Origin of the sequence: Pseudomonas sp. NPDC089428 (genome assembly GCF_044749325.1) — a bacterium.
Lineage (GTDB): Bacteria > Pseudomonadota > Gammaproteobacteria > Pseudomonadales > Pseudomonadaceae > Aquipseudomonas.
On sequence record NZ_JBIVHT010000025.1, the window covers coordinates 1 to 19,252 of the forward strand.

At 59.1% G+C, this 19,252-nt stretch carries 20 protein-coding genes and 3 pseudogenes; 21 read left to right on the top strand and 2 right to left on the bottom strand.

What is annotated here, in order from left to right:
- The 11 genes and pseudogenes from tssI to ACIPZ5_RS26410 all read left to right on the top strand — a co-directional run.
- Positions 1–717: type VI secretion system tip protein TssI/VgrG (gene tssI / locus ACIPZ5_RS26360; protein ID WP_400811419.1), on the top strand; the 717-nt coding region annotated here is incomplete at its 5' end.
- Between the two features lie 21 nt (positions 718–738).
- Positions 739–1,332: a DcrB-related protein gene (locus ACIPZ5_RS26365; protein ID WP_400811421.1), complete on the top strand. Its 594-nt coding sequence runs from the start codon at positions 739–741 to the stop codon at positions 1,330–1,332.
- Positions 1,329–2,561 (top strand): PAAR domain-containing protein, encoded by a 1,233-nt coding sequence (locus tag ACIPZ5_RS26370; RefSeq protein ID WP_400811423.1) that lies wholly within the window; start codon positions 1,329–1,331, stop codon positions 2,559–2,561. The genes ACIPZ5_RS26365 and ACIPZ5_RS26370 overlap by 4 nt, the downstream gene beginning before the upstream one ends.
- Before the next feature lie 6 nt (positions 2,562–2,567).
- The gene (locus ACIPZ5_RS26375; protein ID WP_400811425.1) at positions 2,568–3,254 is read left to right on the top strand and encodes a hypothetical protein; all 687 of its coding nucleotides are present in this window, start codon (positions 2,568–2,570) and stop codon (positions 3,252–3,254) included.
- Positions 3,255–3,507: 253 nt separating this feature from the next.
- Positions 3,508–5,541 (top strand): annotated as a pseudogene (locus ACIPZ5_RS26380) (RHS repeat-associated core domain-containing protein); the annotation flags it as partial.
- 153 nt (positions 5,542–5,694) lie between these two features.
- Positions 5,695–5,946 (top strand): annotated as a pseudogene (locus ACIPZ5_RS26385) (HNH endonuclease); the annotation flags it as partial.
- The gene (locus ACIPZ5_RS26390; protein WP_313713604.1) at positions 5,940–6,356 is read left to right on the top strand and encodes an SMI1/KNR4 family protein; all 417 of its coding nucleotides are present in this window, start codon (positions 5,940–5,942) and stop codon (positions 6,354–6,356) included. The pseudogene ACIPZ5_RS26385 and the gene ACIPZ5_RS26390, both read left to right, overlap by 7 nt.
- A 40-nt stretch (positions 6,357–6,396) precedes the next feature.
- Positions 6,397–6,591: pseudogene (locus tag ACIPZ5_RS26395) on the top strand (RHS repeat protein); the annotation flags it as partial.
- Positions 6,592–6,887: 296 nt separating this feature from the next.
- The gene (locus ACIPZ5_RS26400; RefSeq protein ID WP_400811426.1) at positions 6,888–7,193 is read left to right on the top strand and encodes a YrhA family protein; all 306 of its coding nucleotides are present in this window, start codon (positions 6,888–6,890) and stop codon (positions 7,191–7,193) included.
- Positions 7,194–7,214: 21 nt separating this feature from the next.
- Positions 7,215–7,634: a hypothetical protein gene (locus ACIPZ5_RS26405; RefSeq protein WP_400811428.1), complete on the top strand. Its 420-nt coding sequence runs from the start codon at positions 7,215–7,217 to the stop codon at positions 7,632–7,634.
- 348 nt (positions 7,635–7,982) lie between these two features.
- Positions 7,983–8,429: a YrhA family protein gene (locus ACIPZ5_RS26410; RefSeq protein WP_400811430.1), complete on the top strand. Its 447-nt coding sequence runs from the start codon at positions 7,983–7,985 to the stop codon at positions 8,427–8,429.
- Positions 8,430–8,457: 28 nt separating this feature from the next.
- Here the strand turns inward: ACIPZ5_RS26410 and ACIPZ5_RS26415 are convergent, their stop codons facing one another.
- Entirely contained in the window at positions 8,458–8,682 is a 225-nt protein-coding gene (locus ACIPZ5_RS26415; protein WP_400811432.1) for a hypothetical protein, read from the bottom strand.
- 171 nt (positions 8,683–8,853) lie between these two features.
- Between ACIPZ5_RS26415 and ACIPZ5_RS26420 the strand changes: the two genes are divergently transcribed.
- From ACIPZ5_RS26420 to ACIPZ5_RS26460, 9 genes are all read left to right on the top strand, one after another.
- Entirely contained in the window at positions 8,854–9,003 is a 150-nt protein-coding gene (locus ACIPZ5_RS26420; RefSeq protein ID WP_158090053.1) for a hypothetical protein, read from the top strand.
- Positions 9,004–9,093: 90 nt separating this feature from the next.
- Positions 9,094–9,435 (top strand): hypothetical protein, encoded by a 342-nt coding sequence (locus ACIPZ5_RS26425; RefSeq protein ID WP_400811434.1) that lies wholly within the window; start codon positions 9,094–9,096, stop codon positions 9,433–9,435.
- Between the two features lie 114 nt (positions 9,436–9,549).
- Positions 9,550–11,025 carry an MFS transporter gene (locus ACIPZ5_RS26430; protein WP_400811435.1) on the top strand — a complete coding sequence of 492 codons (1,476 nt, stop codon included), beginning with the start codon at positions 9,550–9,552 and terminating at the stop codon, positions 11,023–11,025.
- 82 nt (positions 11,026–11,107) lie between these two features.
- A complete protein-coding gene (locus ACIPZ5_RS26435; RefSeq protein WP_261943848.1) occupies positions 11,108–11,488 on the top strand; it encodes a termination factor Rho in 381 nt (126 codons plus the stop codon).
- A gap of 163 nt (positions 11,489–11,651) precedes the next feature.
- The gene (locus ACIPZ5_RS26440) at positions 11,652–12,875 is read left to right on the top strand and encodes an SfnB family sulfur acquisition oxidoreductase (protein ID WP_400811437.1); all 1,224 of its coding nucleotides are present in this window, start codon (positions 11,652–11,654) and stop codon (positions 12,873–12,875) included.
- Positions 12,876–12,887: 12 nt separating this feature from the next.
- Positions 12,888–14,258 carry an LLM class flavin-dependent oxidoreductase gene (locus ACIPZ5_RS26445; protein WP_400811438.1) on the top strand — a complete coding sequence of 457 codons (1,371 nt, stop codon included), beginning with the start codon at positions 12,888–12,890 and terminating at the stop codon, positions 14,256–14,258.
- The gene (locus ACIPZ5_RS26450) at positions 14,255–14,920 is read left to right on the top strand and encodes a methionine ABC transporter permease (RefSeq protein ID WP_313713930.1); all 666 of its coding nucleotides are present in this window, start codon (positions 14,255–14,257) and stop codon (positions 14,918–14,920) included. Before ACIPZ5_RS26445 ends, ACIPZ5_RS26450 begins: the two co-directional genes overlap by 4 nt.
- A gap of 20 nt (positions 14,921–14,940) precedes the next feature.
- Entirely contained in the window at positions 14,941–15,711 is a 771-nt protein-coding gene (locus ACIPZ5_RS26455; protein ID WP_400811440.1) for a MetQ/NlpA family ABC transporter substrate-binding protein, read from the top strand.
- Positions 15,712–15,714: 3 nt separating this feature from the next.
- Positions 15,715–16,728 (top strand): methionine ABC transporter ATP-binding protein, encoded by a 1,014-nt coding sequence (locus ACIPZ5_RS26460; RefSeq protein ID WP_400811442.1) that lies wholly within the window; start codon positions 15,715–15,717, stop codon positions 16,726–16,728.
- A gap of 53 nt (positions 16,729–16,781) precedes the next feature.
- Here ACIPZ5_RS26460 and ACIPZ5_RS26465 read toward each other — a convergent pair whose 3' ends face one another.
- Positions 16,782–17,315, bottom strand: a complete 534-nt coding sequence (locus tag ACIPZ5_RS26465) for a cupin domain-containing protein (protein ID WP_400811443.1) — start codon at positions 17,313–17,315, stop codon at positions 16,782–16,784.
- 149 nt (positions 17,316–17,464) lie between these two features.
- Between ACIPZ5_RS26465 and ACIPZ5_RS26470 the strand changes: the two genes are divergently transcribed.
- Positions 17,465–19,252, top strand: a complete 1,788-nt coding sequence (locus ACIPZ5_RS26470; RefSeq protein ID WP_400811445.1) for a thiamine pyrophosphate-requiring protein — start codon at positions 17,465–17,467, stop codon at positions 19,250–19,252.

A 19,252-nucleotide genomic window follows, 5' to 3' on the forward strand; every position in this document is an offset into this window, starting at 1 on the left:
AGGCCGACCATCAGCGGCCCGCAGACCGCCATCGTCGTCGGCCCGCCGGGCGAAGAAATCTTCACCGACGAACTGGGCCGGGTGAAGGTGCAGTTCCACTGGGACCGCCATGGCGGGTTCAACGAGCAGAGTTCCTGCTGGGTGCGCGTGGCACAGGCTGGGGCCAGCGGTGGGTTTGGCAGCATCCAGATCCCACGGGTGGAAGACGAGGTGGTGGTGATGTTTCTCGACGGCAACCCGGACCGCCCGCTGATCATCGGCAGCCTCTACAACAGCAGCAATACCCCGCCGTGGTCGCTGCCAGCGAACAAGACCCAGAGTGGCTTCCTGACGCGATCCACCAAAGGCAAAGGCTCAAACGCAAACTTCTTTCGCTTCGAAGATAAAGCAGGCGCTGAGCAGATTGTCATGCACGCCGAGCGCAATCTGGATACCGAGGTTGAAGCAGATGACAGTCTCAAGGTAGGCGGAAATCGAACGATCACCGTCGAAGGCAAACATTCCGAAACGATCAAGCTGGAGACCAGCATTGCGGTGGAGAGGGGTTCGTATTTTGTGACGGTGGATCAAGGGGCAGTGAAAATTAAATCTGCAACGTCCATCACGTTGGAGGTCGGAAGCAGCAAGCTGGAAATGAAATCGGATGGCACGATAACCCTGTCAGGCATCTCCGTGGCCGTTGCAGGCAGCAAAATAATTAATTTGAACAAGTCTTGATCAGCGACAAGGAAAAGTCCCATGCGCAGAAACATCTACGACCGATTATCTGAACGGCGCGAACGCGAAGAGCGCCTAGAACGTGAGCATTTGGAAGAGGAGGCTCGCAATGCAAAGCCCCCTCCACCAGAACGTTTTCTTACAAATGAATTAAGTTTCGTTCGTCCAGAAAATTTAAAAGACAAGACATTTCACGTCTTTACTATGACGGACGTCGGGCCGAGCCCATTCTCGTTCGTCGTGGGGCGGTCGCCGGTGGAGCCGGATACGGACTTGGAGACGCTTGCGCAACAATTGCTTGGTGAGTTGACAAAGACGTTGTCCCATATTCAGTGGATCGAGCCGGTTTCCCCCGTAGAGGTAGCAGGATTAGAGGCCCGAAGTGTCGAGTTCCGATGGCGACAACAAGGCCAACCGGTTCATCAAGTGCAATTGATCTTTCTGCATCAGGATGAGTGTAAGCGGCCTTTGCTAATGCAAATTACCGGTACGAGCAATAGTCCCAAAGGCATGACGGCGGAGGAACGTAGCGCTTTCGATACGTTGGTTGGAAGTCTTCAACTGCGCTATCTGCCTGCGAACGAGGGGGATGCTGTAGGGGCCGAATCAGCATGACTGCCGCTGCTGCGAGATTAGATGATCCAATCGAGCACTCCAGTGCTTTAGGGGGATTACTTGCTGGCTTTGCAATTGGTGCAGGCGCGGTACTCATAGGTATTGCCGTTGTCGGGACCGGCGGGCTTGGGGCCGTAGCGCTAGCCGCGATGGTTGGCGCAGGAGCAGCTACTGGCGCTGGAATCGGCCAACTGATTGGTAGCCTATCTTTCGCTTGTAGTGAAACGGGGCAAATACGATCAGGCTCAAGTAACGTTTATATAAATGGAAAGCCTGCGGCGAGGGCTCATCTGGATAATGCCGAGTGTTCGGATCACCCTGGGGGGACGAAGATATTGGCCCAGGGTAGTGACTCGGTTTATATCAATGGTCAGCCTGCGGCTCGAGTCGGTGACCGGACTGTTTGTGATGCAAAAATAAGTGCTGGCTCCCCTAATGTGTATATAGGCGGGGGAACAGCGACGACTGATGCAATTGACCCAGAAGTTCCTGTTTGGCTTGAGCGTGCGGTCATGGCGCTGGGGCTGGCTAGTGCTTTTGTACTGGCAAGTCCAGTGTTGGTGGTGGCAGGGTTGGCTGGCGGTATCGCAGGTGGAATGGCTGGTCATTGGGCTGGCGGCGAGCTATTTGGAGAAGGTTCCGACGGTCAGAAACTGATGGCATTTGGTGGTGCTTTGCTTGGGGGCGGTATTGGTGCCAAAGGTGGCAAAGCTTTCGATGCGCGTTATGAGTTTAAGTCTCAGGGGCTTGGCTCTAACCTTGGTAACGTAAAGCTTGTAAAAAAACCAGTTCTTCCTCCGAAGTCTGATAAGATTTCGCCAGGGTTATATGGTGAGCTAAGGAGTAAGACTCCCAGTGCTGCAATTCGAAAGGCTGTGAATCAAGATGTTAATCTTCCCATGAAAGACCCCGCGCTTCCCGGGCTTGAGGTTACGAAGCCCCTTCATGCGGATCACATTGTTCCCATGAAAAAAATTACAGAAATGGAAGGATTTTCCCGGTTGACTTTCGACGATCAGGTAAAGGTGCTAAACTACGAGCCAAACTTCCAAGGATTGAGTGAAGTGGCAAATACTTCAAAAGGAGCAAGACCTTTCACTGAGTGGAAACTGTATAAAAAGGGAAATATTTCTGTTGATCCGGCATTTCGTTCTACCATGATGAATAAGGCTGCTAAATTGGAGCCGGAATTACAGCAATATATCAACAGTTTGCTTTTTGGGTATTGAGGTGACATGAAGATGAATTGGTCTGATTCTTTAAGGCTGCGTATTACAAGCGAGCTAAAGGGTTATGATGTGTATTTTTCAGCTGACGATGTTCCTCTTGAAGTCGATTTTCCTAAGCAATGGCTTGGATTTGGCTTTCTAGATAATGAAAAAAAACATATTCCTGCGGAGTGGGCTGATTATTCTGAGCTGTTGCCTTGGGTAAGCGCGTGGCTCGACAAATGTGTGTTAGGAACTGTTTTGGCGGTGAGTGATAGGCCATATCTCATGTATGTGTATCGCGAGAGTGGCGATTTATATTTCTATATGGGAGGGGCTCCGCTAGGCGTTGAAGGGTCAGATCTCGATGGTTATCCCGGTCTACCTGCAAGCCTCAGGCAGTTCTATTCAGAATTGCATAATGGCTTTGGGTTTTATATTGGGTGTACTATGGGACCATCAAGGCTGGAAGATTTTGTTCCAATTAAGGCTTTGTGCGATGAAGATTATCCAGCGCTACCTGATATGCTAGGAGTTTTTTCTAGCGGGGCTGGTGATTATTTGGCTTTGGGTGATGGCTCATTCAAGGGCGAGGCTTTTATCTGGTGGCATGAAAAGCCAGAAAATCCCACATCAGGAATCGACTTATGGAATGTGATGGACTCATGGATGTCAATTTTTTTGGAGAGCTCTGACTCTAACGAGTATTGTTAGGTATGAATTTTTGCGAGAAAATTGAATGCAGAGAGGGCATGCCGTAAGCCAGCGCGCTCAGGGGGAGTTAGCTTTGCGCGAAACTTTTAGGCCAGGTGACGATTCGAAGACTTTGTTCTCGGCTAGCAATTTTCGGTCGATTTCGTTTTCGCGACCTGATCGCCATAGAGCATGGGGCGAGGCGATTATACGTATCACTACTAAGCCCCTTGTAGACTAAAGTTAAATACCGAGATGGTGGCTCGTAACGGTCGAGATCGACCCGCTGGGCCACAAGACTCAATACCTGATCAGCGATGACGGCCTGCCGCACACGATCATCGATGACAACTTCAAGTCCCGGTACCTGTGGTGGAACGCGTACGCCCAGGTCGAACATTTCCAGGACTGCTCCGGCAAGAGCACCTACTACCGCTACGACGATCGCCAGCACCTGGTCGCGGTGACCGATGCGCTGAACCAGACCACCACGCTGGAACGCAAACCGGACGGCGAAGTGCTGCGCATCCAGCACCCGGACGGCAGTTCGGAAACCTTCACCTACAACGCCCTGGGCCAGGTGCTGACCCACACCGACGGCAAAGGCCAGACCACGCGCCTGCAGCGCACCTTGCGCGGCTTGCCGAGCAACCGGCAGGACGCCAAGGGCGCGTGGATCCACTACGAATACGACAAGGCCCTGCGCCTGACGGCGCTGGTCAACGAGAACAACGCGGCCTACCACTTTGCCTATGACGCATCGGACCGGCTGAGCGAAGAAGTGCGGGTCGACAACCTGACCCGACGTTTCAGCTACGACGCCGGCGGCCATCTGATTCGCCTGGACGAAATCGGCTACGGCGAAAACGGCGAACGCCCGGAACGCCATACGCTGTTCGAGCGTGATGCCATTGGCCGCTTGCTGGCCAAGGTCAACCGCGATGCCCGGCAAGACTTCGCGTACGACGAGGCCGACCGGTTGCTGAGCATCCAGCGCCAGCCGACCCGTATCGGCAAAAAGCTGGGCATCACCGCTGAGACGCTGGGCTATAGCTACGACCTGCTGGGGCGACTGACCCAGGAACTGGGCCCGAGTGGCGCACTGAACTACGAGTACGACCGGCTCAGCAACCTGACCACGCTGACCCTGCCGGATGGCCGCAAGCTCAACCACCTGTATTACGGCAGCGGCCACCTGCACCAGTTGAACCTCGACGGCCAGGTGATCAGCGACATGGAACGCGACGACCTGCACCGTGAGGTCTACCGCACCCAGGGCAAGCTCACCAGCTGTTTCGGCTATGACGCCATGGGACGCAAGGCTTGGCAGTTTGCCTCGACCTTGCCAGCCGACAAGCTGTCGCAGGTGCACAACAACGGTATCAATACCTCGTTGCTGGTGGAGCATGCCTACAACCCGATCCACCGCCGCTACCAGTACGACCCAGCTGGAGAACTGGTACGTACCCTCGACAAGTTGCGAGGCGAGATCCGCTACGAATACGAAGCCAACGGCCAGTTGCGCAGCCGCGACCCCGGCTCACTGATCAACTGTGAAACATTCCGCTACGACGCAGCGGCCAACCCCTTGGATCTCAATGCGCGGCAGCTTGCCAAGGTCAAGGACAACCGGATCAAGCAGTGGCGGGATCAGGAGTACAAATACGACCCTTGGGGCAACCTGATCGAGAAATGGTCCCGGCATTACGTCAAGCAGCAGCGGTTCAGCTATGACGACGAGAACCGCTTGGTGCACGCCGAGACCTATGTCGACGGCTCGCTGAAGAGCATTGGGCACTACCGCTATGACAGCCTCGGGCGGCGGGTGGCGAAACAGGTCGAGATTGGTGGCGAGGTCGAAGAGAAGCAGTTTCTTTGGCAAGGGCTGCGGATGTTGCGCGAGGAGACGCCTGGGCAGAGCATCCTGTACTTGTATGAACCGGGTAGCTATGCGCCGCTGGCGCGGGTCGATCAGGTAGAGGGCGAAGAGCAGAAGCTTTACTACTTCCATACCGACCAGATCGGTACGCCGCTGGAGCTGACGGATGGCGATGGCACGATTGTTTGGCAGGCGACGTATCGGTCGTGGGGCCTGATTGAGCATTCAGCTATCCATGAGGTGGAGCAGAATCTACGCTTCCAAGGGCAGTACTCCGACGACGAAACAGGGCTGCACTACAACACGTTCAGATTTTATGATCCGGAATTAGGACGGTTTATTAGCCAAGACCCAATTGGTCCGGGAGGTGGCTGGAATCTTTACAAGTACGCAACCAATCCCGTATTTTGGCTTGACCCCCTCGGGTTGGATGCGTTAAGCACTCTAGCAGAGCGTGGATATTCCGGTGTGGCGAAAACATTGGGGGGCGGATTAGATTATTCTGCCAGCAATGCGTTATATGCCAAAAACCCCAATGTCAATCCTGTAGTGACAATCGAATATACAGGGGATTACATTAAGGATTTCGAAGCAGCAAACAAAGTCGCTGATTTGAATCAAAAGACGACGCCGCGCGGATATGTTTGGCATCATCTTGACGATTATGACCCTAAAAGTAACAAAGGTACTTTGCAGTTGGTAGAGCAGAAAGCGCACCAAGGCATTCCTCACAAAGGAGGGGTGGCTCAGTACAAGGCCGCAACAGGGAAATCCTATACATTTCCTGGTAGGGTTCGAACAGTATCAAAAAGCGCAGGAGGCATTACATGTTAGATTTGGAGGAACCTGAAGCAGGTATTTGCATGAATGATTTCTCTCAAGTTGAGAGTTTCGCCGGAGGGTGCCTCCCACCTCTATTTAAGAAGATTTATCTCAGGAATAATGGCGGATTCCCGAAGGCGACCGAGGTTGAGGGCGATGAGTGCGTGTTCAGCATAAATGGATTTAACTCAATAAAGCATGGCGGACTGCCAATAGAAAAGCTTATGCAAGAATATGCGCTTCAAGATAGCAGTCTTAAGGGTTGCGTCCCGTTTGCATATGATGACGGCGGGAATAGCTTCATGCTTTCTTTGAGAAAAGAAGATACTGGCACTGTATATTTGCTGATTCAGGCTGAAATGCAGTTGAAAAGGGTTTGCTCCAGCTTTGAAGACTTCGTATATTCACTGCTTGCAGAATGAGCAAACTGCATTATCTTGTTACTAATATCGTAATAGATACAAGTTCTCGCAGCTGCACAACAACGGCATCAATAGTTCGCTGCTGGTGGAGCATGCCTATAACCCCATTCACCGCCGTTACCAGTACGACCCGGCTGGAGAGCTAATGCGCACCCTCGGCAAGTTGCGCTGCGAGATCCGCTACGAATACGAAGCCAGCGGCCAATTACGCAGTCGCGACCCTGGCTCACTGATTCAACTGTGAAACATTCCATAACGTGCTAACAAATCAGCAGAAGGCTTTGACAAAAGGAATGCTGGCTGGCGATAAGCGCTGGATGGAGTGGCCAGTCATAGACTCGAAAATCTATCCAGGCCCCGGAGAATAAAATTGAATATTGAGACTGAAAAGATAATACTAAAATTGACCAGCTCACTCTGTCCCGCGGAGATGTTTGTGGGGAGGGCTGCCAGTAAGCATGATATTGAACTGCTTTAGCTATCTGTAAGGCGAGAGTTTTCTGCAATTCTCCCGGAGCAGTATATGGATTTTTGTCCAGATTTGATGGCGCGGCATCAGGAGGGGTATTTATATATTCAAGTCGACCGCATAAATATCCTGACAGTGATGGCTTTAGTCATGACTCTTTAGAATCAAACCAAATTGCAAGGGAGGTAGAGTTTATGAGGAATTTTTTAGTGTTTGGGGAAAGCGATCAAGACGAGTATGTGCTGGACTTGCTGAGCGGAAGATACCAAGTGAGGGATAAGCAAGCTTTTGATAATATTTTTGAGGAGTTCGAATGCTTCGACGATATTTTAGGCTTTATGGTGAATCTAATCATGCAGCGTACTTGAGAGGCTGATAAGGTTAGCGCTGTGTACTATTACATTGAGCCAGAGGTAGCTGGAGGCCTGGGGTGTGGGACAGTTCTGGATACCGCCGTACACCCACCTATTGTTTACTCTTTAGAGTATGAATTTGATGACTGGCTTGGCGATCAGCTTCTTGAGTCTTTTCCGTGCTTTATTGTTACTGAGATTATTGCATCCGCAATAAAAGAGGCTAGTCTTTCGGGGTGTAGATTCGGTCCTGTTGATATTAAAAAGTCAGAAATTTTTGAGGAGTTAAATCCAGATGTGATGCTTCCGGAATTTGTTTGGCTGAAAGTGTGCGGTGTAGCGGGTGTGTCTGATTTCGGTTTAGCCCATGATCATCGCTTGGTTATTTCGGAGGAGGTTAATAGACTTCTCAAGAGGTTTGGCTTAGAGAATGCGGACGTTTGTGAGTTTGGCTAGCAGTGCATTGGCTTTTGTTGAGGTGTTTATGATTACAAGAGAAAACTGGTTAACGAGCTGAAAAAATTTCGACATTAAGGCAGTATGGTTTTTTCTGACCATAAACTCTTCAACATCTTGAGTGGAAAGCTTCCGAGTAGACAATGGCAGATTCACCACATAATGCCGCCAGATGACAGCGATACTAATGCACTCAACAATCTTACCCTTATAAAAAATGCCCCATATCACACAGCCTTAACCACCGCTCAAGTCACTATGACTCCGAACATGAAACCCGGCGATATCAAAGCACTTGACTGACCCATGATTGATGTAGATTTTTATCCTCCAATGGGAATGTAGACCATGCCTGGCTTTAAACCAATGATTGATAAATTATCTGCTATGTCGGCATTAATCTCAGGTGCGACTGAGGAAGAGCTGCTAGCATTTATTGAGCGTTGTCGGCAAGCGCTTGGCGTCACCCCACCCTCTGAGTACATAGAATTTTTAGGCCTTTGCGATGGAGGCGCAGAAAATGGTGTTTTTCTATACTCGACTCGTCCCGCTCAATTTGTGGACTGCGCTGACCTAACAAATGACTTTATTGAGGTAAACCTCAACTGGCGCGACTTGGAATGGATGTCGGACTACCTAGTGCTCGGGGACAGCGAGATGGACGTGTTTGTATTTGAAATCTCAACAAACAAGTACCAGATCAGCGACCGCCAAGTCTTCGACAATATTTATGAGGAGTACTTATCATTTGATGGAATGTTGCGCTACGCCCTGGAATTGATGCTGCAAGATTGATTGAACGCCCGGTCTTCTGCACCGGCATTCACTGACGTTTCTTGTCATCAACCTCAGCCAAGCACTCCCTGGTCTCGCGTGTCATCTCTTCCTGCTCCTTGATCGATGTCGGCGTAATCACCTTGTCCACCGCCTCGGTGTCAGGGTCCGGTCGCTCAAGCACCGGGTCTGGCGCCCTCTCGCCTTGCTGCGCCTCTTCGGAGGAAATCGCCCGGGGGACTTTGTCGCCGGTCTTGCCGTCGCTGTGCTTCATGGGTTTCGCCTCATACCAGTGTTGTCTCATAAGAAGAGCCCCGGCAGCCCTCAAAAGTTTGATCCGTTCGCTCCAGCGCAACCACCCGGCAGCCATCGGCGAATCGGATTGAACAGCCAGCGCAGCACCACGCCCTAAACAGGGGTAAACACTCTGATCAGGAGACAAGCCATGATCGACCCCAACCACCCCGACCCGTATGTCGACGACGTGCCGCATAACCCGGGCGAGCCCATTCCCAAGCCTCAACCCGAACCGGAACAGGAGGCACCGGACTGGCCTGAGGGGCAGGTCCCGCCGGAAGAACAGTCAGACGGCTGATTACCTGAGGCTCCGTCCGTCGATCCCATGGCACGGTCGTGGCTGCAGCAGGCCGAACAGTGGGTAATCCACTGGAAAAGGACATTCATCATGAAGACGTTGAAACCTCAATCACTGCTGCTGGCCCTGTGCCTGGGCGTCAGCGCCCCGCTGGCGATCGCCGCCACCGACCTCAATGACCAGCGTGCACCCGGCACGCAACCTCACGACAATGGGCACATGAACGGCCAGGGCGGTGCGACAGGCTCCGGCACACCCGCCGATGGCATGGGCACAGGCACTGGCGGTACGGATGACAATGACACCGACAATACCGGTGGCGATGGCACTACCAATGGATCGGGCTCGGGTTCCGGCTCGGGTGGATCGAGTGGCGGCAGCACGGGTAGTGGCGCCAGTGGTACAGGTTCAGGCAGTGGCTCAGGGAGTTGATTTACGATGCCTTTGCAGAAGCGGCCTTTCGCGACGCAAGGTCGCTCCTGCAACAGCCCGCGCAGGTCTCCCACCTACAACAACCCGCACAAGTTTCTCAGTAAAGGCATCGCAGTGACGACCCAAGCCTTGCAAAAGCCGGGTGACGGCTCAAACCAGGCGCGCGTCTACAGCACCGACATCCCCGCCCGCCTCGACCGCCTGCCGTGGACGCGTTTTCACACCTTGCTGGTGCTGGCCCTGGGCATCACCTGGCTGCTCGACGGACTGGAGGTCACCCTGGCAGGCGCGGTGGCGGGCGCGCTCAAGGACAGCCCTGCCCTGCGCATGAGCAACACCGACATCGGCCTGGCTGGCGCCAGCTACATCGCCGGTGCGGTGCTCGGCGCCCTGTTCTTCGGCTGGCTGACCGACCGCCTGGGCCGGCGCAGGTTGTTCTTCATCACCTTGTTCCTGTACATGGGCGCCACGGCGGCAACGGCATTCTCCTGGAGCCTGTGGAGCTTCCTGCTGCTGCGCTTTCTCACCGGCGCCGGCATCGGCGGCGAGTACACGGCGATCAACTCGACCATCCAGGAGTTCACCCCGGCGCGTTACCGTGGCTGGGTCGACCTGACCATCAACGGTACCTTCTGGATCGGCGCAGCGCTCGGTGCGGCCGGCGCCGTGGTCCTGCTCGACCCGGCCGTTGCCGGGGGCGATCTGGGCTGGCGCCTGTGTTTCGGCATCGGTGCGGTGCTGGGCCTGCTGATCCTGCTGATGCGCCTGTGGATCCCCGAAAGCCCGCGCTGGTTGATGATCCACAACCAGCCGGAGCACGCCGAGCGCATCGTCGCCGACATCGAACGCCATTACCAAGCGCGCGGGATTGCGATTGCGCCATTGCAGGCCCCTCCCCTGCGCCTGCGCGCACGCGACCACACGCCATTGCGCGAGGTATTCCACAACCTGTTCGTCGTGCACCGGCGCCGCGCGCTGGTAGGCCTGACCTTGCTCACCGCCCAGGCATTCTTCTACAACGCGATCTTCTTCACCTATGCGCTGGTGCTGACCGATTTCTACGGGGTGCCGGCGGCCAAGGTGGGCTGGTACATCCTGCCCTTCGCGCTGGGCAACTTCTGCGGCCCGCTGCTGCTGGGCAGGCTGTTCGACGTGGTCGGCCGGCGCATCATGATCAGCGCCACCTACCTGATCTCGGGCGTGCTGCTAGCCGTCAGCGGCTACCTGTTCCAGCAAGGGCTGATCGACGTGACCCAGCAGACCCTGGCCTGGATGGTGATCTTCTTCTTTGCCTCGGCGGCCGCCAGTTCGGCGTACCTCACCGTGGCGGAAACCTTCCCGCTGGAGATCCGTGCGCTGGCCATTGCCGTGTTCTATGCCTTTGGTACCGGCCTGGGTGGCCTGGTCGGGCCGACACTGTTCGGCGCGCTGATCGAAACCGGCGAGCGCAGCAACGTGCTGTACGGCTACCTGCTCGGCGCGGCGCTGATGATCATCGCCGCCCTGGCCCAGGCGCGCTGGGGCGTGGCGGCCGAGCGGCGGTCGCTGGAACAGGTGGCCAGGCCGTTGTCGCAGATCGGCGAGCCGTGAGCCCACCGCTCGTCCCCTCAATGGCACTCCCGGCGGCCCCGGGCTTTCAACCGTTCATGCCCACCACGCAGGAGTGAATGCCATGCCACGCGGCGACAAGGACAAATACACCGACAAGCAGAAGCGCAAGGCCGAGCACATCGAGGAGAGCTACGAGGACAAAGGGGTGTCCAAAGATGAAGCCGAAGCCCGCGCCTGGGCGACCGTCAACAAGCAGTCCGGCGGTGGCGAGAAGTCGGGCGGTTCGGGCAGCAGGACCTCAGCTGGCGAGAAGAAGACCGCCCGGTCGGACTCAGCCAAGCGTGCAGCGAAGTCACGCGAAGGGCATGCGCGGGCATCGAGCACGTCGCTGGAAAGCCAGACCAAGCAAAGCCTGCTCAAGGAAGCCCGCAGCAAGGACATCAAAGGCCGCTCAAGCATGACCAAGGCAGAACTGGTGCACGCACTGCGCAAGTCAACCTGACCACCCTGAGACTGTTGCCAGGCAAACACCTCGGCAACAGTTGACCGCGCATCCAGACAGGCAACATCCGCGCTGCTCGGCTGTAACCCCTTGATTTACTAGGGCACACAGGCTGGCACAACAGCTGCAATGTGAAGTCGTCCGACTACACATCGAGTTGTCCATGCCTAGCGAAATCCTCTCTGCTGCCTACGAAATCCGCCGTCCTGCAGCCCATATCATCCGCGACGATGCCGAAGCGATCAGCGTCGCCCACCAGGTCGCCGCCCTGCTGCGTGAAGGCGCCGCCGAGCGCGATCGACGCCGGGAAGTGCCGGCAGACGTCGTCGACGCATTCTCCAACAGTGGGCTGTGGGGCATTACCGTGCCACGGGCACATGGCGGTGCGGAGGTGTCGTTCGCCACGTTGGCCCAGGTGATCGCCATCGTCTCCGCCGCCGACCCCTCGCTGGGGCAGATCCCGCAAAACCATTACTGCCTGCTTGAAGACATCCGCCTGCAAGGCACGCCCGAGCAGCAGCGCCACTTCTTCGCCCTGGTGCTGCAGGGCCATCGCTTTGCCAATGCCCTGTCGGAAACCGGCGGCAAGACCGTCCAGGACATCCGCACCCGCCTGGTGGCCGAGGGCGACGGCTATCGCATCGATGGGCGCAAAGGCTATTGCACCGGCTCGCTGTACGCCCACTGGATCGGGGTACTGGCACTGGATGAGCAGGACCGCGCGCAGCTGGCCTTCGTCGAGCGTGGCACGCCGGGCCTGGTGATCGTCGACGACTGGAGCAGCATGGGCCAGCGCACCACCTCCAGCGGCACGGTGCTGCTCGATGGCCTGCGGGTACCGGCGTTCAACCTCTTCCCCAGCTACCGCTCCTACGAGCACCCGACCCTGGCAGGGCCCTTCGCCCAGCTGACCACCGCCGCCATCGATGCCGGCATCGGCCGCGCGGCACTGGACGACACCATTGCCTTCGTGCGCCAGCACGCACGGCCCTGGATTGATGCCAAGGTCGAAAAGGCCAGCGAAGACCCACTGACCATCATCCAGGTCGGTTCACTGGAAATCCGCCAGGAAGCGGCCGAGGCACTGCTGGAGCGCGCAGGCCTGGCGCTGGATGCGGCCAAGCCGGCACCGGATGAAGACAACGTGGCCTTGGCCTCGGTGGCCGTGGCCAAGGCCAAGGTGCTCACCACCGAGGTGGCCATCGAGGCCAGCAACCGCCTGTTCGAACTGGGCGGCACGCGCTCGTCGCTGACCCAGCACAACTTTGACCGCCACTGGCGCAACGCCCGCGTGCATACCCTGCACGACCCGGTGCGCTGGAAATACCACCTGGTCGGCAACTGGGCCTTGAACGGCGTCAAGCCTGCCCGCCATGACTGGAACTGAGGCGGCCCGACCATGACCAAGCAGATCCGCCTCAATGCCTTTGCCATGAACACCGTCGGCCACCTCTCGCCAGGCCTGTGGCGCCACCCGCGGGACCAGGCCACCCGCTACACCGACATCCACTACTGGGTGGAACTGGCCAAGACCCTGGAACGTGGCTGCATCGACGGCCTGTTCATCGCCGACGTGCTGGGCGTGTATGACGTGTATGGCGCCAATGCCGACGCGGCCTTGCGCAACGCCGCCCAGGTGCCGGTCAACGACCCCTTGCAACTGGTGCCGGCCATGGCCGCCGCCACCCGCCACCTGGGGTTCGGCGTGACCGCGTCGGTGTCGTTCGAACACCCCTACCCGTTCGCCCGGCGCATGAGCACCCTCGATCACCTGACCCAGGGGCGCGCCGGCTGGAACATCGTCACCTCGTACCTGGCCAGCGGTGCGCGCAACCTGGGGCAGCCACCACTGGGCCACGAGCAACGCTATGCACTGGCCGAGGAGTACCTGCAGGTCTGCTACAAGCTCTGGGAAACCAGCTGGGACGACGATGCGGTGCAAGCCGACCGGGCAACCGGGGTGTATGCCGACCCACGCAAGGTGCATGGCATCGACCACCAGGGCACCTGGTTCAAGGTGCCGGGCTTTCACTTGAGCGAACCTTCGCCGCAACGCTCGCCGGTGATCTACCAGGCCGGCGCCTCGAGCCGCGGGCGCGCCTTCGCTGCGGCCAATGCCGAGTGCGTGTTCGTCGCCGCGCCGAGCAAGGCGGTGCTGCGCAAGCAGGTGGCCGAACTGCGCGCTGCCGTGGCTGCCGCCGGCCGCGCGCCGGAAGATGTACAGATCCTCGAACAACTGACGGTCATCGTCGCGCCCACCGACCAACAGGCCCTGGCCCTGCTCGACGAGTACCGCCAGTACGCCAGCGCCAGCGGCGCGCTGACGCTGATGTCCGGCTGGACCGGCATCGATTTCGCCGAGTACGCGCCCGACCAGGTACTGCGCGAAGTGCCCAGCGAAGCCATCCAGTCCGCCGTGGAAGCCTTCACCCGCGCCGACCCGGCACGCACCTGGACCACCGCCGAAATCGCCGACTACTGCGCCATCGGCGGTGACGGCCCGGTGCTGGTGGGCTCGGCCCGGACCGTGGCCGATCAATTGCAGGAATGGGTGGAAGAAACCGGTGTCGACGGTTTCAACCTGGCCAGCGTGGTTGCGCCGGAAACCTTCGAGGCGGTGGTCGACCTGCTGGTGCCAGAGCTGCAGGCCCGGGGGGCGTTCAAACGTGCCTACCAACCCGGCACGCTGCGCAACAAGCTGTTCGGCCGCGGTGACCGCCTGGGTGGATCGCACCCGGTGGCCGCCCTGCGCCGGGAGGCACGCCGATGAACGAGCTACTGGCCAACCTCGACTGGGCCGAAATCGCCCAGGCCTGCCTCGATACCTTGAGCATGCTGGGCGCGGCACTGGGCTTCACCGTGCTGTTCGGCCTGCCCCTGGGGGTGTTGCTGTACCTCACCGGGCAGCGCCAGCTGCTGGCCAACGGGCCGCTCTACCGTGCCCTGTCGCTGGTGGTCAACGTGCTGCGTTCGCTGCCGTTCATCATCCTGCTGATCGTGCTGATCCCGTTGACCACACTGCTGACCGGCACCTCCCTCGGGGTCAAGGGCACCATCCCGCCCCTGGTGGTCGGTTGCACGCCGTTCTTCGCGCGCCTGGTGGAAACCGCGCTGCGCGAGGTCGACCGCGGCCTGGTCGAGGCCAGCCAGGCCATGGGCGGCAGCATTGCCCAGATCATCCGCTACACCCTGCTGCCCGAAGCCCGCACCGGGCTGATCGCGGCCGTCACGGTCACCGCCATCGTGCTGGTCGACTACACCGCCATGGCGGGCGTGATCGGTGGTGGCGGGCTTGGTGACCTGGCGATCCGCTTCGGCTACCAGCGCTTCCAGACCGATGTGATGGTGGTCACCGTGCTGCTGCTGATCCTGCTGGTGCAGGTGCTGCAGATGAGCGGTGACCGCCTGGTAAGACATTTCACCCGACGCTGACCCTTGCAAGGTATCCCCTCATGAAAAAGACCCTTACTGCCCTCGCCGCCTTCATCGCCTTCAGTGCACAGGCCGCTGAACATCTGGTCGTCGGTGCCACGCCGGTACCCCACGCCGAGATCCTCGAATTCGTCAAACCGGCCCTGGCCAAGCAAGGCGTGGACCTGGACATCAAGGTGTTCAACGACTTCATCCAGCCCAACCTGCAACTGGCGCAAAAGCACCTGGATGCCAACTACTACCAGTACCGCCCGTTCCTCAACGACTTCAACAAGACCCGGCACACCGACCTGGTGCCGGTGGTGGGCGTGCATATCGAGCCGTTCGGTGCCTATTCGGCCAAGTACAAGACCCTGGCCGAGCTGCCAGAAGGCGCCAGCGTGGCCATCCCCAACGACCCGGTGAATACCGGTCGCGCCCTGGTGCTGCTGGCCGAGGCCGGGTTGCTCAAGCTCAAGGACCCAAGCAACCCGCAGTCCACCCAGCGGGACATCACCGACAACCCGCGCCACCTGAAGATCCGCGAGCTGGAAGGCGCCATGCTGGCCCGCTCGGTCAAGCAGGTCGACCTGGCCTTCGTCTTCGCCAACTACGCCCTGGAGGCCGGCATCGATACCAACAGCGCGCTGATCGTCGAGAAAGGCAAGGACCTGTACGTCGAGTACCTGGTGGCCCGCCCCGACAACCTGCAGGACCCAGGCATCCAGAAACTGGCCAAGGCACTCAATTCGCCAGAAGTACGCAACTTCATCCTGACCCGCTACAAGGGCCAGATCGCCCCGGGTTTCTGAGCCATGAGCCGCTTCCAGCAACAGCTTCAGTCTGCCCAGGCCCATGTGCAACTGCAGGGCGTCCACAAGCGCTACGGCGTGGTCAGTGCGCTCGATGCCATCGACCTTGAGATACGCCGCGGCGAGGTGTTCGGCATCATCGGCCGCAGCGGCGCGGGCAAGTCCTCGCTGCTGCGCCTGCTCAACCGCCTGGAGGCACCCAGTGCTGGCCAGGTCTTGATCGACGGCCAGGACATTGCCGGGTTGCAGGGCAAGCCCCTGCAGACCCTGCGGCGCAACGTGGCGATGATCTTCCAGCACTTCAACCTGCTGGCCAACCGCACGGTCGGTGAGAACGTCGAACTCCCCATGCGCATGGCCGGGGTGCCACGCGCTCAGCGCGCCGCGCGGGTGCAGGCGCTGCTGCAGCTGGTCGGCCTGGCAGACCGCGCCGGGGATTACCCGGCGCAGCTCTCGGGTGGCCAGAAGCAGCGCGTGGGCATCGCCCGGGCGCTGGTGCTGCAGCCGCAGATCCTGCTGTGCGACGAAGCCACCTCGGCGCTCGACCCGCAGAGCACCCAGTCGGTGCTCCAACTGTTGCGCGACATCAACCAGCAGCTGGGCCTGACCATCGTCCTGATCACCCACGAAATGCAGGTGATACGCGACCTGTGTGACCGCGTGGCGGTGCTGGAACAGGGCCGTATCGTCGAAGCCGGTGAGGTGTGGCAAGTGTTCGGCAACCCCCAACATCCTGTCAGCCGCATTCTGCTGAGCGACGCCGCCCTGCCGCGCAAGGGCAGCCACCCTGGCCACCGCCATATCGACCTGCATTATACCGGGCACCAGCAATTGCAGCCCGACCTGCCGGCTATCAGCGCGGCACTGGGCGAAGGTGTGAGCCTGCACTCGGCTTCAATCGAGCCTATTCAAGGCCGTTGCCTCGGGCGCCTGCGCCTGGCAATCGACAACTCGACGCCGTCCGAAGTGCTGATGCAGCGGGCCCGCCGGCTGGCCGACCGGGTCGAGTGGGTTTGAGCGAACTGGGCCACATCGCCCAGGCTGCCGAGGTTGCAGCGTCCTTTGCCCCCTCAGTCGCTTGATTTTCGGTTACGCCAGTGGGTCATCTGCATGCCTGTGGCCGGGTCCTGCGCGGGGACGGGTACTGCAGCGATCCGCGCCAGCGCCTGCTGGTGGGTTGCACACGCCGGACGCTGCATGTCGTACTGTTCCTGCCCGTGCGGATAGGCGCCGACCACCAGAAAGTCATCGCTGGCTTCGACGCAGCGATGACCGGTACCCGCCGGCAATACCAGCACATCGCCTGCTTTGATGCTCAGCGTCTGCCCCGCTTCGCCGCCGAGGGTAACCTGGGCATGGCCACTGGCGACGCCCAAGGCCTCATGGGCGTTGGTGTGAAAATGGTGGTAGTGGAAAATGCCGGCACGCCATAGCGGTGTCCACTGGTGTGCCGAGAACAGCGCTTCGAACGCACCGGCATTGTCATCTGCAGGGTTCAACTGAAACCTGTACAGGAGCACGGGAAAACGGTTGTTGGGCGTGGCCCCGTCATCGTCGAAGAGCAGGGTCTGCAAGTTGCCGCTGGTGGTATCGATGCCATTCATCTGCGTTCATCCTGATCAGGTAACCGATGTGCCTGGGAAGCCCGCGAGCCTGGCAAGGTTCCGGTCGGCCGACAGACGCGAACACCATTGAAACTTTCCCGAAGCCGGCCAAGTCCAGACCCCTATCGAGGACATTCCGGGAGAAGACGATGGCGGGCACGGTAGGCGACTATCTGGTGGAGCGCTTGTATGACTGGGGGGTGCGGCGCATCTTTGGCTACCCCGGCGATGGCATCAATGGCGTGTTCGGCGCCCTGAACCGGGCCAACGGCAAGATCGAGTTCATTCAGGCCCGCCACGAAGAAATGGCCGCCTTCATGGCCAGCGCCCACGCCAAGTTTACCGGCGAACTGGGTGTGTGCATCGCCACCTCGGGCCCCGGTGCCTCGCACCTGCTCACCGGCCTGTACGATGCACGCATGGACCACCAGCCGGTGCTGGCCATCGTCGGCCAGCAGGCGCGCGCCGCGCTTGGCGGGCACTACCAGCAAGAGCTCGACCTGCTGTCGATGTTCAAGGATGTGGCCGGTGCCTTCGTCCAGCAGGCCTCTACGCCCGAACAAGTCCGCCACCTGCTCGACCGCGCCGTGCGCACGGCCGTCGGCGAGCGCCGAGTCACCGCAATCATCCTGCCCAACGACCTGCAGGACCTGCCCTACAGCGAGCCGCCCAGGGCCCATGGCACGGTGCATTCAGGCATCGGTTACAGCAAGCCCAAGGTTGTCCCGTTCGACGATGACCTGCAGCGTGCTGCCGACGTACTCAACGCCGGGCGCAAGGTTGCGATACTGGTCGGCGCCGGCGCCCTGCAGGCCACAGAGCAGGTCATCGCAGTGGCCGAAAAACTCGCTGCGGGCGTGGCCAAGGCGCTGCTGGGCAAGGCCGTTTTGCCCGACGATCTGCCTTGGGTCACCGGTGCCATCGGCCTGCTCGGCACCGAACCCAGCTACCAGCTGATGGCCGAGTGCGACACCTTGCTGATGATCGGTTCGGGCTTCCCCTATTCCGAATTCCTGCCCAAGGAAGGCCAGGCCCGTGGCGTGCAGATCGACCTGCAACCCGACATGCTCAGCCTGCGCTACCCGATGGAGGTGAACCTGGTCGGCGACGCTGCGCAAACCCTGCATGCGCTGCTGCCACTGCTGGAGCACAAGGCTGACCGACGCTGGCGTGACAAGGTCGAAAGCTGGCGGGCGCACTGGGACAAGACCCTGGAAAAACGCGCACGGGTCAAGGCCGAGCCGATCAACCCACAACGCGTGGTGCACGAACTCTCTCCACGCCTGCCCGACAACGCCATCATTACCAGCGATTCCGGCTCCTGCGCCAACTGGTTCGCCCGCGACCTGCAGATCCGTCAGGGCATGCAGTGCTCGCTGTCCGGCGGCCTGGCCAGCATGGGCGCGGCCGTGCCCTACGCGATCGCGGCCAAGTTCGCTCACCCACAGCGTGCCGTGGTCGCCCTGGTCGGTGATGGCGCCATGCAGATGAGCAACCTGGCCGAGCTGATCACCGTGGCCAAATACTGGCAGCAGTGGGACAACCCGCAGTGGATCTGCGCCGTGTTCAACAACGAAGACCTCAACCAGGTCACTTGGGAGCAACGGGTAATGGAAGGCGACCCGAAGTTCGAAGCGTCGCAATCGATACCCGATGTGCCCTACCACCTGTTCGCCATTTCCATCGGCCTGCAAGGCATCTACGTGGAGCGCGAAGAAGACATCGCCGGCGCCTGGGAACGGGCCCTGGCAGCCGACCGGCCGGTGCTGATCGAGTTCAAGACCGACCCTGACGTGCCGCCGCTACCGCCGCATATCAAGCTGGATCAGGCCAAGAAGTTCGCCAGCAGCCTGCTGCAGGGCGACCCCGACCAGGCCGGTGTCATCGTGCAAACAGCCAGACAAGTGCTCAGCTCGGTATTGCCGGGCAAGAAATGA

Excerpts from the sequence above, each read along its gene's own strand:
- ACIPZ5_RS26470 (WP_400811445.1), top strand. The coding sequence starts at position 17,465 with ATGGCGGGCACGGTAGGCGACTATCTGGTGGAGCGCTTGTATGACTGG.
- ACIPZ5_RS26435 (WP_261943848.1), top strand. The coding sequence starts at position 11,108 with ATGCCACGCGGCGACAAGGACAAATACACCGACAAGCAGAAGCGCAAG.
- ACIPZ5_RS26365 (WP_400811421.1), top strand. The coding sequence starts at position 739 with ATGCGCAGAAACATCTACGACCGATTATCTGAACGGCGCGAACGCGAA.
- ACIPZ5_RS26415 (WP_400811432.1), bottom strand. The coding sequence starts at position 8,682 with ATGAAGCACAGCGACGGCAAGACCGGCGACAAAGTCCCCCGGGCGATT.
- ACIPZ5_RS26370 (WP_400811423.1), top strand. The coding sequence starts at position 1,329 with ATGACTGCCGCTGCTGCGAGATTAGATGATCCAATCGAGCACTCCAGT.
- ACIPZ5_RS26440 (WP_400811437.1), top strand. The coding sequence starts at position 11,652 with ATGCCTAGCGAAATCCTCTCTGCTGCCTACGAAATCCGCCGTCCTGCA.
- ACIPZ5_RS26445 (WP_400811438.1), top strand. The coding sequence starts at position 12,888 with ATGACCAAGCAGATCCGCCTCAATGCCTTTGCCATGAACACCGTCGGC.
- ACIPZ5_RS26450 (WP_313713930.1), top strand. The coding sequence starts at position 14,255 with ATGAACGAGCTACTGGCCAACCTCGACTGGGCCGAAATCGCCCAGGCC.
- ACIPZ5_RS26410 (WP_400811430.1), top strand. The coding sequence starts at position 7,983 with ATGCCTGGCTTTAAACCAATGATTGATAAATTATCTGCTATGTCGGCA.
- ACIPZ5_RS26375 (WP_400811425.1), top strand. The coding sequence starts at position 2,568 with ATGAAGATGAATTGGTCTGATTCTTTAAGGCTGCGTATTACAAGCGAG.
- ACIPZ5_RS26465 (WP_400811443.1), bottom strand. The coding sequence starts at position 17,315 with ATGAATGGCATCGATACCACCAGCGGCAACTTGCAGACCCTGCTCTTC.
- ACIPZ5_RS26420 (WP_158090053.1), top strand. The coding sequence starts at position 8,854 with ATGATCGACCCCAACCACCCCGACCCGTATGTCGACGACGTGCCGCAT.
- ACIPZ5_RS26425 (WP_400811434.1), top strand. The coding sequence starts at position 9,094 with ATGAAGACGTTGAAACCTCAATCACTGCTGCTGGCCCTGTGCCTGGGC.
- ACIPZ5_RS26460 (WP_400811442.1), top strand. The coding sequence starts at position 15,715 with ATGAGCCGCTTCCAGCAACAGCTTCAGTCTGCCCAGGCCCATGTGCAA.
- ACIPZ5_RS26455 (WP_400811440.1), top strand. The coding sequence starts at position 14,941 with ATGAAAAAGACCCTTACTGCCCTCGCCGCCTTCATCGCCTTCAGTGCA.
- ACIPZ5_RS26390 (WP_313713604.1), top strand. The coding sequence starts at position 5,940 with ATGTTAGATTTGGAGGAACCTGAAGCAGGTATTTGCATGAATGATTTC.